Annotated in this window: 11 protein-coding genes; 2 read left to right on the top strand and 9 right to left on the bottom strand. The window is 43.1% G+C overall.

Annotated features, from left to right (window positions below; genetic code table 11):
* Nucleotides 1-128 precede the first annotated feature (128 nt).
* Nucleotides 129-278, top strand: coding sequence for a hypothetical protein (locus ACFSJY_RS01230; RefSeq protein WP_386030271.1), 150 nt, complete (start codon nt 129-131; stop codon nt 276-278).
* Nucleotides 279-499: 221 nt separating this feature from the next.
* On the opposite strand, the gene guaA is transcribed toward ACFSJY_RS01230, so the two are convergent.
* The gene (gene guaA, locus ACFSJY_RS01235; RefSeq protein WP_386030273.1) at nt 500-2077 is read right to left on the bottom strand and encodes a glutamine-hydrolyzing GMP synthase; all 1578 of its coding nucleotides are present in this window, start codon (nt 2075-2077) and stop codon (nt 500-502) included.
* Between the two features lie 242 nt (nt 2078-2319).
* The gene (guaB, locus tag ACFSJY_RS01240; RefSeq protein ID WP_386030275.1) at nt 2320-3792 is read right to left on the bottom strand and encodes an IMP dehydrogenase; all 1473 of its coding nucleotides are present in this window, start codon (nt 3790-3792) and stop codon (nt 2320-2322) included.
* 175 nt (nt 3793-3967) lie between these two features.
* Here guaB and xseA point away from each other — a divergent pair, with 175 nt between their 5' ends.
* On the top strand, nt 3968-5308 hold the full coding sequence (xseA, locus tag ACFSJY_RS01245; protein WP_386030277.1) for an exodeoxyribonuclease VII large subunit: 1341 nt from the start codon (nt 3968-3970) through the stop codon (nt 5306-5308).
* A gap of 18 nt (nt 5309-5326) precedes the next feature.
* Here the strand turns inward: xseA and ACFSJY_RS01250 are convergent, their stop codons facing one another.
* The 7 genes from ACFSJY_RS01250 to ACFSJY_RS01280 all read right to left on the bottom strand — a co-directional run bounded on the left by ACFSJY_RS01250 (nt 5327) and on the right by ACFSJY_RS01280 (nt 13002).
* A complete protein-coding gene (locus tag ACFSJY_RS01250; RefSeq protein ID WP_386030279.1) occupies nt 5327-6013 on the bottom strand; it encodes a PilZ domain-containing protein in 687 nt (228 codons plus the stop codon).
* A gap of 83 nt (nt 6014-6096) precedes the next feature.
* The gene (der, locus tag ACFSJY_RS01255) at nt 6097-7554 is read right to left on the bottom strand and encodes a ribosome biogenesis GTPase Der (RefSeq protein WP_386030281.1); all 1458 of its coding nucleotides are present in this window, start codon (nt 7552-7554) and stop codon (nt 6097-6099) included.
* Between the two features lie 119 nt (nt 7555-7673).
* Nucleotides 7674-8870, bottom strand: a complete 1197-nt coding sequence (bamB, locus tag ACFSJY_RS01260) for an outer membrane protein assembly factor BamB (protein ID WP_386030283.1) — start codon at nt 8868-8870, stop codon at nt 7674-7676.
* Between the two features lie 26 nt (nt 8871-8896).
* Nucleotides 8897-9535 carry a YfgM family protein gene (locus tag ACFSJY_RS01265; RefSeq protein ID WP_386030285.1) on the bottom strand — a complete coding sequence of 213 codons (639 nt, stop codon included), beginning with the start codon at nt 9533-9535 and terminating at the stop codon, nt 8897-8899.
* Between the two features lie 9 nt (nt 9536-9544).
* Nucleotides 9545-10819: a histidine--tRNA ligase gene (gene hisS, locus ACFSJY_RS01270; RefSeq protein ID WP_386030287.1), complete on the bottom strand. Its 1275-nt coding sequence runs from the start codon at nt 10817-10819 to the stop codon at nt 9545-9547.
* A gap of 71 nt (nt 10820-10890) precedes the next feature.
* Nucleotides 10891-12009 (bottom strand): flavodoxin-dependent (E)-4-hydroxy-3-methylbut-2-enyl-diphosphate synthase, encoded by a 1119-nt coding sequence (gene ispG / locus ACFSJY_RS01275; protein ID WP_386030289.1) that lies wholly within the window; start codon nt 12007-12009, stop codon nt 10891-10893.
* 9 nt (nt 12010-12018) lie between these two features.
* Nucleotides 12019-13002 (bottom strand): RodZ domain-containing protein, encoded by a 984-nt coding sequence (locus tag ACFSJY_RS01280; RefSeq protein WP_386030291.1) that lies wholly within the window; start codon nt 13000-13002, stop codon nt 12019-12021.
* Between the last annotated feature and the right edge of the window lie 8 nt (nt 13003-13010).

Below are 13010 nucleotides of genomic sequence, written 5' to 3' on the forward strand. Positions count from 1 at the left end.
CCTATATTTTGTGCGAATTAGTTTACATCAATAAACAATCGCTATGATCGCTATTTCGCCTCCACTTATGACTTAATGTAATCTTTCATGTAATATTACATATGTCATTACATTTATAAGGGGTAGTCATGGCACACGACGACGACAAAGCATTAGCGAGTATTGCAGAAGAGAACACACAGGAAAGCAAAGCGCTAGCACAGAAGTTAGCTGACGCTCAAAAGGAAATTGAAGATCTTAAAATGCAAATTATGTGGATGGAGCGCTCTTACGAGTAACCCTTTGCAGTTGGATGTAAACCGACAGCACACGCAAAACATTTCATCTTCTCCTACAAAAAAAGCGCCGAAAGGCGCTTTTTTATATCTACTCAGATGTTAATAATTTAATTTAAGCGCTGAAATTTTCCTTTGGAGGTAGGCGGTAAAGCGGAATGTACAAACGTACATGAGCATTTACCAACAACGCTACAAAGTAAAAGAGCAAGCTTAAAGAAGGATTATTCCCATTCGATTGTTGCAGGCGGCTTACCCGAAATATCATAAACCACACGTGAAATACCATCAATTTCATTGATAATACGGTTAGAAACCAGGCCTAAGAAGTCGTATGGTAAATGCGCCCAGTGAGCCGTCATAAAGTCGATTGTTTCTACAGCACGTAATGACACAACCCAGTCGTATTTACGACCATCGCCCATTACGCCTACTGAACGTACCGGTAGGAATACCGTAAACGCTTGGCTCACTTTATTGTATAAGTCATGCTTATGTAACTCTTCAATGAAGATAGCGTCAGCACGGCGCAATAAATCAGCGTACTCTTTCTTCACTTCACCCAAGATACGAACACCTAAACCAGGACCAGGGAATGGGTGGCGGTATAGCATGTCGTAAGGAAGGCCTAACTCTAAACCAATTTTGCGTACTTCGTCTTTGAATAACTCACGTAAAGGCTCAACAAGGCCAAGTTCCATATCTTCAGGTAAGCCACCTACATTGTGGTGAGACTTAATGACATGTGCCTTACCTGTTTTAGAAGCTGCTGATTCAATTACGTCAGGGTAAATTGTACCTTGTGCTAACCATTTCGCGTTTTTACGTTTTCCCGCTTCTTCGTCAAACACTTCAACGAATACGTTACCGATGATCTTACGCTTAGCTTCTGGATCATTTTCGCCTTTTAAGCGATCTAAGAAACGTTGTTCAGCATTTACATGAACTATGTTGAGACCGAAGTGATCACCAAACATATCCATGACTTGCTGGCCTTCGTTTAGACGCAACAAACCATTATCAACAAATACACACGTTAACTTATCGCCAATCGCGCGATGTAAAAGCATCGCAACAACTGATGAGTCAACACCGCCAGAAAGACCTAAGATAACTTCGTCGTCACCTACTTGCTCTTTCATTTTCGCTACAGCGTCATCGATAATTGAACTTGGGGTCCAAAGCTTTTCACATTGACAAATATCGACAACGAAGTGCTCAAGCATACGCATACCTTGCTTAGTGTGCGTAACTTCAGGGTGGAATTGAACACCGTAGAATTTCTTCTCTTCATTCGCCATTGCAGCGTGCGCGCAGCTAGGTGTTTGTGCAATCGTAGTGAAACCTTCTGGAATCGTGGCGACTTTGTCACCGTGGCTCATCCACACATCTAATACTGCGTTGCCATTGTCACCGATATGGTCTTCAATGTTTTTGAATAACTCAGACTGTGCAATAACTTCAACGCCGGCATAACCAAATTCTTTGTGATCTGAAGATTGAACACTACCGCCAAGTTGCTCAGACATGGTTTGCATGCCGTAACATACACCTAATACCGGAACACCTGCGTTGAAAACGTACTCAGGTGCACGTGGTGAATCAGCTTCAGTAACCGACTCAGGGCCGCCCGCTAGGATAATACCAGTTGGGTTGAATTCTTTAATTTGCGCTTCAGTAACGTCCCATGCCCATAGCTCACAGTAAACACCAATTTCACGAACGCGGCGCGCAATTAACTGTGTGTACTGAGAACCAAAGTCTAGAATTAGGACTCGAGAATCATGGATATCTTTACTCATTAGATATATCTCATTTTGTGGCTCTTCATAAATCAAATTTTATTCAGAGCAAGATAATTTCTTAAAAAACTAGGCTGATTTACGTTTCAGTAAATCAGCCTATATAAATCTTTTTAAAGTGATGAATAATGATAGTTCATAGTGGGAAGTTGTTTAACAAAGCGGAAGCGCGGAGCTTGGTAAACCAAGTGAGCACTTCCAATGCAGGTAAACAGCTTAGCCATGAAGAACTAACGTATTCATTAGCCCATTCTGTAGTTAGGTGCTTCTTTGGTGATTGTTACGTCATGTACGTGTGACTCACCCATACCAGCCGCTGAAATCTTCATAAACTGCGGCTTAGTGCGCATTTCTTCAATCGTTGCACTACCGGTTAAGCCCATTGATGAACGTAAGCCACCCATTTGCTGATGAACAATTGCTGCTACAGGGCCTTTGTATGCGACACGGCCTTCAATACCCTCTGGTACTAACTTATCTGCTTCTCCATCTGTCTTTTGGAAGTAACGATCAGAAGAACCTTCTTTCTGTGCCATTGCACCTAATGAGCCCATACCACGGTATGATTTGTAGTAACGACCTTGGTAAAGCTCTACTTCACCAGGCGATTCTTCAGTACCCGCAAGCATTGATCCCACCATTACGCAATGCGCACCAGCAACTAATGCTTTTGCGATATCACCTGAGAAGCGAATACCACCGTCAGCAATAACTGGAATATCAGTACCTTTTAAGCCATCAACCGCGTCAGAAATTGCCGTTAACTGAGGAACACCAACACCTGTAACGATACGCGTTGTACAAATTGAACCAGGGCCAATACCAACTTTAACTGCATCAACGCCAGCATCAGCCAATGCTTTAGCGCCTGCAGAAGTTGCAACGTTACCAGCAATAATTTGTAAATCAGCGTATTTAGCACGAGTTTCTTTAACGCGATCTAATACACCTTGAGAGTGACCATGTGATGTATCGATAAGAAGTACATCAACACCTGCCGCGACTAGTGCGTCGATACGCTCGTCAGTGCCTGCACCAACACCAACAGCTGCACCTACACGTAAGCGACCGAACTCGTCTTTACATGCATTTGGCTTGCGCTCAGCTTTTTTGAAATCTTTTACAGTGATCAAACCCTTTAGTTTGAATGCATCATCAACCATAAGTAGCTTTTCAATGCGGTGCTCGTGCATAAGGTGAAGGATATCTTCACGCTCTGTGCCTTCAGCCACCGTGACTAGGTCCTCTTTACCTGTCATAAGGTCAGCTACTTTCTTAGAAAGATCTGTCTCAAAACGTAAATCACGACTCGTGATAATACCAACAAGATTGTTTTCTTTATCAACAACAGGGAAACCTGAGAAACCTTGCTCTTTAGCAAGCGCGATAACTTCTTCAATCGTGATGTCAGGAAACACAGTGATAGGGTCTGAAACAATACCGCTTTCGTATTTCTTTACTTGTGAAACATTGCGAGCTTGCTCTTCAATGGTCATATTCTTATGGATAAAACCAATGCCACCCTCTTGCGCAAGAGTAATAGCTAAACGCGCTTCTGTTACCGTGTCCATAGACGCAGAAACCATTGGCACATTCAGAGAAATTTTGCGCGTTAGTTTAGTTGTTAGGTCGGCAGTATGAGGCAGTACCTTAGAGTGGGCTGGTACTAATAAAACGTCATCGAAAGTTAACGCTTCTTGAGCAATTCTTAGCATCACAATATCTCGCTTATATGGGAGGAATGGAGTAAATATTGCGGCAGAATTTTAACCCTTTTGTGGCGCTAGGTAAACTTTATTTTATGAAATTATGAAAATAATTCGCCAATAAAGGTTATAACAAAGTTATACTAGCGTTAGATATTTCGTAAAAGCGTATAAAACTATAATAATGTTAACCGACAGGCACATATTACAAGTAAACGAGCTAACTAAAAAAGTACGTTTCATCTTAGAAAGTGAACTCAATACTGTATGGTTAACAGGTGAAATATCGAATTTCATCGCAGCGAGCTCAGGTCATTGGTATTTATCGCTAAAAGACAGTAAGTCTCAAGTAAAATGTGCGATGTTCAAAGGGAACAATCGCTATGTCCGAATCAAACCGGGAAACGGCCAACAAGTCCTAGTTAAAGCCCGTGTCTCTTTGTATGAGCCGAGAGGTGACTTTCAACTTATTATTGAGCAAATGGAAGATGCTGGCGAAGGCTTATTGCGTCAACAGTATGAAGCATTAAAAGCGAAACTTACCGCGCAGGGCATTTTTGATGTATCAAAGAAACAGCCATTACCCTCTGTCATTCATAAAGTAGGCGTTGTTACCTCTCCAACAGGCGCTGCAGTAAAAGACGTTATTAGTGTTTTAGCGAGACGTAACCCGGCAATTGAGGTTGTTATCTACCCAGCGCTTGTTCAAGGCGAGCTGGCACCAAACGATATTATAGCCAGTATTGATATTGCTAACGCTCGCTGTGAAGTTGATGTGCTTGTTGTTGGACGCGGTGGAGGGTCTCTTGAGGACTTATGGTGCTTTAATGATGAGCACGTAGTACAAGCGATATCGCGCTCACATCTCCCCGTCATTAGTGCAGTTGGGCACGAGATAGATACCACCTTATCTGATTATGTTGCAGATGTAAGAGCACCAACACCCTCAGCTGCCGCGGAGTTAGTATCCGGCGATCAAAGTGAACTAGCGGCAAAAATACAGCAGCTAAGAAGCAGATTAGCCATAGGCATTGTTAATAAACTAAAGCTCAATAAACAGCAATCTGAGGTAGCCTCAGCTAAGCTCGCTAAGCAACACCCTGAACGTATGTTAATGATGCATGGTCAACGAAGTGATGAACTTAGCACTCGTTTAAAAATAGCGATGCAACAGCAAATGCGTGAAAGACAGGTCTCGTCCTTGCAGTTATCACAACGCATATCTCATCTCTCGCCAGCGCGCGCTATAGAGAGCTATGTATCGCGCGTTGAATATTTAAAAGAGCGCCTAATTAGTTGTCAGCAACATCAGTTAACGACTAAGCGAAATGCATTTGCTCACATCGTAGAGCAGCTAAATATTGTTAGTCCATTAGCGACAATCGCTCGAGGTTACAGTGTTACGCGCAGTGAGACAGGTACAATTGTGAAATCAACGGAGCAGGTAGTGTTGGGTGACGATATTTCAGTCCAAGTAAGTGACGGTATTATAAAAGCTACGGTGCGAGATAAACATTACGATTAAGTCACGAATAACTTGTTGCTAGTCTTCTAACTCTGTGGCAATTGTCGACTGCATTAATTGTAATACTTGCTTTTTAGCGGCTTCATCAAACTGAACACCGATAGCAATGCCATCTACTTGATTTTTCACGTTACAGACACTGGCATCTACCTTTAATTTACTGCCACCATCTAACTCTTCAACGGTAATTTGCACTTGCTGATCTTTGTTTAGCAACAAGGAGTCGCCGTTGTTTATAAACAGCTGGCAGCCATTGACTGATAAGTCCATGATTGACGCTTGCCAATAGTCATTATTAACGCGAATTTTTGCTTTGATATCAGTCTCTATACGCATGGAAGATCTTAGCGATTGGAGACTAACTGTTTTGGGGAATTCCAGTACCATCATGCGTGAAGGAATTTGGATGGTTTGCCGAACTGGGCTTACAAAGGCAACTACCGCTCCTTCATGACCTTCTATAAGGCCACGGACCGTGATGTTGGTACCTTGAGAAATATAATGAGAAAAACTGCCAAGCTTGCTGCTATCAGGAAATTGAATAAGCACAAATTGCTTAGGCATGTAGCCAATAAAAGTTGTTCTGAACTTGCCCTTTTTACCTGCTGGCGTCACGATATCAATCGTTACCGTGGCACCGGCATCTAATAAACCAAGATTTCGATTTAAGCGATTAATAACATCAACTTGTTGCGTACCCGGCATTAAAACTTTGATCCCAGCAATTAGCGGTTAATTGCTGTTTACCCTAGCGAAATAGGCAGCCAAAAGCAATGTTATGCTATGGCTTAATCTTTCTTATAGCCTTGTGTAGCACGCGCTAATTTCTTCTGTTCGGTATAGGTAAGCTTCTTCTTGCCTGCAAATGGGTTAGAGGTTTCTCTAAACTCAATCTTAATTGGTGTACCCATAATTTTTAATGACTTACGATAGTAGTTCATCAAATAACGTTTGTATGACGGCGGCAAATGCTTGGTTTGGTTACCATGAATAACAACAATTGGTGGGTTGTAACCACCAGCATGAGCATATTTAAGTTTGATGCGACGGCCGTTATGCATAGGTGGTTGATGATCAAACACTGCCATATCCAATATTTTCGTCACCATAGATGTGGAAATACGTTTGGTCGCTGACACAAATGCTTCTTCCACAGATTCAAACAAGTGCCCAACGCCCGTGCCATGTAACGCCGAGATAAAATGGATACGAGCAAAGTCAATAAAGCCCAGACGACGATCTAGCTCTTTGTGGATATTGTCTTTGATTTCTTGGTCAATTCCATCCCACTTATTCACCGCTAGCACCAATGAACGACCAGCCTCTAAAATAAAGCCGAGTAAGCTTAAATCTTGATCGGTAATACCTTCACGCGCATCAATCACTAACAAACACACGTTAGCATCTTCAATCGCGCGAAGAGTTTTAATAACCGAGTATTTCTCAACGACATCGCTAACGTTTTTACGACGGCGAATACCTGCAGTATCAATAAGCGTATACTCACGATCATTGCGTTCCATAGGAATATACACACTGTCTCGTGTGGTACCTGGCATGTCGTAAACCACAACACGCTCTTCACCTAAAATACGATTGGTTAAGGTCGATTTACCGACATTTGGCTTACCAATAATAGCAAGTTTAATTTTGTCATCTTCTTCCGGCGCATCGACTTCAACCTCTTCACCTTCTTCAAAGTAAAGCGCGTCTTCGTCTTCCTCGCCTTCTGTTGGCTCTTGGCCTAACTCTTCGATGTGAGGTGATAAGGCGAGCGTTAGTAACTGCGTAACACCACGACCATGTGCTGCAGCAATCTGATGAACGGTGTCACCAAGGCCTAAACTGAAAAACTCAGCGATAGCAGAATCAGCATCAATACCATCAATTTTGTTGGCGACTAGAAAGACTTTCTTGTCTTGTTTCCGCAAATAGTTAGCAATAGCCTCATCTGCCGAGGTTAATCCTGCACGCGCATCCACCAGGAAAAGTACTGCATCAGCTTCTTCGATAGCCATCAACGATTGCTCAGCCATCAACGCATCAATCCCCTCTTCATTACCATGAATACCACCAGTATCTATGACAATGAAAGGATGCTCTTCTACCGATGCTTGGCCGTATTGGCGATCGCGTGTAAGACCCGGGTAATCAGCTACCAACGCATCTCGTGTGCGTGTTAAACGATTAAATAGTGTTGATTTGCCAACGTTAGGGCGACCCACTAATGCAACTACTGGTAGCATGAAAACCTCAAAAAAATATCGCTATGAAATTAACAACGGCCCCATAAGCGATGTATGGAGCCGTTTGAAAGTATTTAATAACTATAGTCGAATCTGACTACAGTCGCTGTAACACGACCTTATGGTACTTTTACAGCTTCTAATGAACCATCTCTAGTTTGGACGTACAACACATTGTTTTCGACAATAGGCGTTGCATAAACACCACTGCTGTCTACTTCATGACGTGCCACAAACTCACCGGTTTCCTGGTCAATAAAGTGCAAGTAGCCCTCAAAGTCACCAACAACTACGTAGTTACCGACAACAGCTGGGCCTGTAACACCACGATTTGTTAGCGCAAGGTTACTCCACTTCTCTAGACCATTAATGCGATCAACAGCGTAGACATGACCTTTTAAATTCGTCAGGTAAAGAGTATTGCCATCTATCGCCAATTGGCGATATGACGAGTACTGGCGCTTCCACAAAACACGTCCGTTTCGAATATCAATTGAAACTAAATTACCGCGAGAAGATATTGCATATACCTTGTCACCAAATACTAGCGGAGAAGAGTCGACATCAATAACGCGCTCTAGTTCAGTTGACCCTGTTGGTTCACCAACTTCAGCCGTCCAGCCTTGTTGACCTTTCTCAAGCATAAATACGGTTAACTGACCCGATGATGTCCCTACAAGCACACCACCAGCTGCAATCGTTGGTGCACTGATGCCACGAAGTGTTAAAGGTGGTACATCAAGAGTCACTTCCCATGCATCTTCGCCAGTTATTGCATTAAATGCCTTCAATACACCTGAAGCCGTGTTAACAACCAAAATACCTGAATCTAACGCAGGCTTAGCGATCATTTCGCCTTTTACCTTGCCTGTCCATTCAAGTTCGCCAGTATCTGCGTTCAACGCAAATATTTCGCCATTTTCGGTGCCGAAAAAGACTTTATTGATACCAACTGCTGGACCACCACCAATGAGTGCAGGTTGACGATTATCGAAAAAGCCACGTTCACTATCTAAGTCGCTTAAATCTACATGCCAGGTTTGGTCGCCTGTTATCGCATCGTATGCATAGGCATCGCCATCACGGCTAACACTGAAGATTTTGTTGTAACCATGTGCGGGCTTTAAGCGAGAGAAGTAATCATCAACCCCTTCACCAACACTGGCATCCCATAGCACCTCTGGCTCAAACTGTTCGTTAATTTCAGTAAGTTCGGCAACCTTAATTGCTTCATCTTCATCATCAGTTGACGAACACGCTGACACTAAACTTGCCAGCAACACCATTGCCGCGAGTTTTGTTTTTGTCGTTATCATTGATTTTCTGCTCACGGTTTATTCAATTACTGTGTAAGGTTTGTCGCTTGTGCTAAATCGTCGATTTTTACTTGCAACGTTGGGTTGGTTGCTAAGCCATCCGCATCAATCGCTGCTTGATAAGCGTTTCGGGCTAGCTCTTTCTTACCTTGTTTAAGGTATGCATCACCTTTGATTTCTTCAGCTGATGCTTTAAAGCCTTCAGGTAGCGGCTGACCAACTGTTGCTAGTGCGGTATCAAACTCACCTAATTGAATTTGCACGCGTGCAAGGCGGATGACAGCAATCGCTTTGATTGCATCAGTTGGTGCTTTTTCTATGGCTGTATTTAAAAAAGCCACCGCTTTTTCATAGTCTTCACGTTCTACAGCATCTTTCGCTAAACTAAAAGCGGTAAGCGACGCATAGCTTGATTCGCTATTAGCTTGAATAAACTTGTCTGCATCCGTTTTGAATGCTTCATTGTCTGTATCCTTGCTCTCCAGTAGAGCTGTATACTCAGACGCTACCGCTTCTTCTTGCGCTAGCTTAGTATCTTGGTAGTAGTTAAAACCAATAAAGCCCGCAAAACCAACAACTAAACCAGAGATAATGTAGTTACCGTTTTCTTGCCAAAACTTCTTAATCGCTTCGACTTGTTGTTCTTCTGTTTCGAATTGTTCCACAATAATTCCTTAAATTAACTCAGCTAGTAAGCTAGCTACTTGCACTAACGGCAAGCTTTGTTGTTCATGTTGGCCGCGCAGGTATTTCACTGTCACTTGCTGATTAGCAAGCTCATCTTCACCTAAAATTAACGCCACCTGCGCGCCTGATTTATCAGCACGCTTCATCTGTTTCTTCATATTGCCACCACCACAGTGGTTTTGAATACGAATGCTTGGCACTGCATCGCGCCATTGCTCGGCTAAATTAATAGCTTGCAGATCCGCACCTTCACCTAACGCGATAACATAGGCATCTACTTGAGGGCGAATATTATTGGCTTTTTCCAGACTAGTCATCATTAGCACCAAGCGCTCGATACCTAAAGCAAAACCAATACCTGGCGAATCTTTACCACCTAACTGTCCAACAAGACCGTCATAACGGCCACCAGCACATACTGTACCTTGTGCGCCTAAACTGTCCGTTACCCATTCAAACACTGTGCGGTTATAGTAATCCAACCCACGTACAAGGCGTTCATTGATAACATACTTAATACCAGCATTGTCTAGGTAGGTTTTTAATTGCGTGAAGTGAGCAGTAGTTTCTTCACCAAAGTAATCACTCAGTTTTGGCGCGTCAACTAGTGCAGCTTGAACATCTGGATTCTTGCTATCTAATACACGCAGTGGATTAGTATGCATTCTGCGTTTGCTATCTTCATCCAGCTTGTCTTCATGCTTTTCCAAATAAGCTACTAGCGCGTCTCGGTATGCGGCACGTTCATCGCTAGACCCAAGCGAATTAAGCTCTAACGTAACGAACTCACTAATACCTAACTCTTTCCATAAACGCGCTGATAGCATAATAACTTCAGCATCTATATCTGGGGTAGAAATACCGAACGCTTCAATACCGAACTGATGAAACTGACGGTAACGCCCCTTCTGCGGGCGCTCATGACGGAACATTGGCCCCATGTACCATAGACGCTGTTCTTGGTTGTACAGCAAACCGTGTTGGTTTCCTGCACGTACGCAACTTGCCGTGCCTTCTGGGCGAAGTGTCAAACTATCACCGTTACGATCGTCAAAGGTATACATTTCCTTTTCAACGATATCAGTCACTTCACCAATAGAACGTTTAAATAAAGCAGTAGACTCTACGATTGGCATACGAATTTCAGCGAAACCATAATTGCTCGCCACACGGCGCAATACTTCCTCTACCATTTGCCAAACATTTGTTTCACTTGGCAAACAATCATTCATGCCTCGAATAGCTTGAATTGCTTTACTCACGTAACTTATCTCTTATCAAAAAATCAACGGCGCATTATAGGCGCTACTGGGGAAAACGTAAACAACCGTGCTTAGTCGACGGCCTTTACATCAATCTTATTTTCTTCATCCATCATCTGCGCTTTTGCGCGGATTTTAGCTTCTAACTGATCAACAATGTCATTGTTGTCAATGCGCTCTTTTTGACGGGTGCCATCTAGATAGAAACCACTCTTCTTACTACTGCCCGTTAAACCAAGGTCTGACACCGTTGCTTCACCTGGCCCATTAACGATACAACCAATGATAGACACATCCATCGGTGTAATAATATCTTCAAGACGCTCCTCTAGGGCGTTAACCGTACCGATCACATCGAACTCTTGACGCGAGCAACTTGGACAAGCGATAAAGTTTATACCGCGACTGCGAATTTTTAGTGACTTCAGAATATCGAAACCCACTTTAATTTCTTCAACAGGGTCCGCCGCCAGCGAAACACGGAGCGTATCACCTATACCTTCGGCAAGTAACATCCCTAACCCGATTGCTGATTTTACCGAACCAGAGCGGAAGCCACCCGCTTCAGTGATGCCCAAATGCAGAGGATTATCAATTTGTGCGGCAAGTAAACGGTAAGCGCCGACAGCCAAAAAGACATCAGATGCTTTAACGCTCACCTTAAAATCATGGAAATTCAGACGGTCTAAAATATCGACGTGACGCATTGCTGATTCAAGCAAGGCTTCCGGTGTAGGTTCACCATACTTTTCTTGTAAGTCTCGCTCTAACGAGCCACCATTTACGCCAATTCGAATTGGTATGCCTTTGTCGCGTGCCGATTCAACAACCGCTTTTACACGATCTTCTTTGCCAATATTCCCTGGATTGATACGTAAACAATCAGCGCCATATTCGGCTACTTTTAGCGCAATGCGGTAATCAAAGTGGATATCTGTAACAAGCGGCACGTTAACCTGCTTTTTAATTTCTTTAAATGCTTCTGCTGCATCCATTGTTGGCACACTAACGCGGACAATATCTGCCCCAACAGCTTCAAGCGATTTTATTTGCGCGACCGTTGCATCAACATCTGTTGTTAACGTGTTGGTCATTGACTGCACACTGATCGGTGCATCACCACCAACAGGTACATTACCCACCATGATTTGACGGGATTTACGGCGTTTTATCGGAGATTCTGTAAACATAAAAATAAACTAAGATGATTCAGGTAGGGTAAATTTTGCAATATTACCGACGTTATATTTCGACATATCGATTGACTGTCCATTAAAGTCAACCTGCACAAGTTCAGGCTTACCTACGGTCACTTCAAAAGGTGCTGTACCTCTAAGCTCCATCACATATCCAGCTTTTTTGATACCATAAGCGATACGCTCGCCATTGGCATCTTGAATATTAACCCAGCAATCACCAGCAAAGGTGAAGATGGCGATTGACTCTAGAGCCTCTTCGGCTAACACAATCACCTCATCACTCGCCGATTCAATGACGGGTTCAACGGCTGTTGCACTTTCTTGTACTGTGTTCGATGAGCTGCCACCTTTAGCTGTTGGTGGTAACTCTGTATCTGTATTGCCACCATCCTCAGTAAGCTGTCCAAGTTGAGAAACCGTATTAACTGACTGGATATCACTACTTTCAATCGGTGACGCGTTTTCATTAGCCGTTAAAGACTCACCTACTGAGGGCTCTACAATTGAACTTTCACCTTCTGAAACTGGGCTTTCAACGTCATTTTGCGCTGCAGAGGTGGTCATATTGTTTTGGCTGTCTTGAAGATAAAATACGACGGTTGATGCGACAAGTGCAGCTAAAATAAGATAGCTTACCCACATCAAACGGCTGTGCTGAGCCTGCTTTTCTGTGATTTTCGAAAAGCTTTGCATTTCAGTACGTTGTTTAGCTGCAACACCCAACATTTCGTAACTTGAAAGTACTTCAGATTCAGTTACGTTTACAAGCTTCGCATAATTTTTGAGGTAACCGCGGTTGAACGTATCAGGAAGCGTTTTATCAAAAATTTCGTGCTCAATTTCATCAACAAGCGTCACTCTAAAGTTAAGCTTTTCAGCAACTTGCTGCTGAGTGAGATTCATTTTCTGTCGAGCTTCCGCCAGCATTTGGCCGGGACCAATGACCTCGATATCTTCTGGCAACTCGTTCGACTCTTTACTCATTTATCGCT

It is taken from the genome of Thalassotalea euphylliae, from assembly GCF_042682785.1.
Lineage (GTDB): Bacteria > Pseudomonadota > Gammaproteobacteria > Enterobacterales > Alteromonadaceae > Thalassotalea_F > Thalassotalea_F euphylliae.

What these genes read in the sequence shown, in the direction of transcription:
- ACFSJY_RS01230 (WP_386030271.1), top strand. Translation starts at nt 129, where the DNA reads ATGGCACACGACGACGACAAAGCATTAGCGAGTATTGCAGAAGAGAAC.
- guaA (WP_386030273.1), bottom strand. Translation starts at nt 2,077, where the DNA reads ATGAGTAAAGATATCCATGATTCTCGAGTCCTAATTCTAGACTTTGGT.
- guaB (WP_386030275.1), bottom strand. Translation starts at nt 3,792, where the DNA reads ATGCTAAGAATTGCTCAAGAAGCGTTAACTTTCGATGACGTTTTATTA.
- xseA (WP_386030277.1), top strand. Translation starts at nt 3,968, where the DNA reads ATGTTAACCGACAGGCACATATTACAAGTAAACGAGCTAACTAAAAAA.
- ACFSJY_RS01250 (WP_386030279.1), bottom strand. Translation starts at nt 6,013, where the DNA reads ATGCCGGGTACGCAACAAGTTGATGTTATTAATCGCTTAAATCGAAAT.
- der (WP_386030281.1), bottom strand. Translation starts at nt 7,554, where the DNA reads ATGCTACCAGTAGTTGCATTAGTGGGTCGCCCTAACGTTGGCAAATCA.
- bamB (WP_386030283.1), bottom strand. Translation starts at nt 8,870, where the DNA reads ATGATAACGACAAAAACAAAACTCGCGGCAATGGTGTTGCTGGCAAGT.
- ispG (WP_386030289.1), bottom strand. Translation starts at nt 12,009, where the DNA reads ATGTTTACAGAATCTCCGATAAAACGCCGTAAATCCCGTCAAATCATG.
- ACFSJY_RS01280 (WP_386030291.1), bottom strand. Translation starts at nt 13,002, where the DNA reads ATGAGTAAAGAGTCGAACGAGTTGCCAGAAGATATCGAGGTCATTGGT.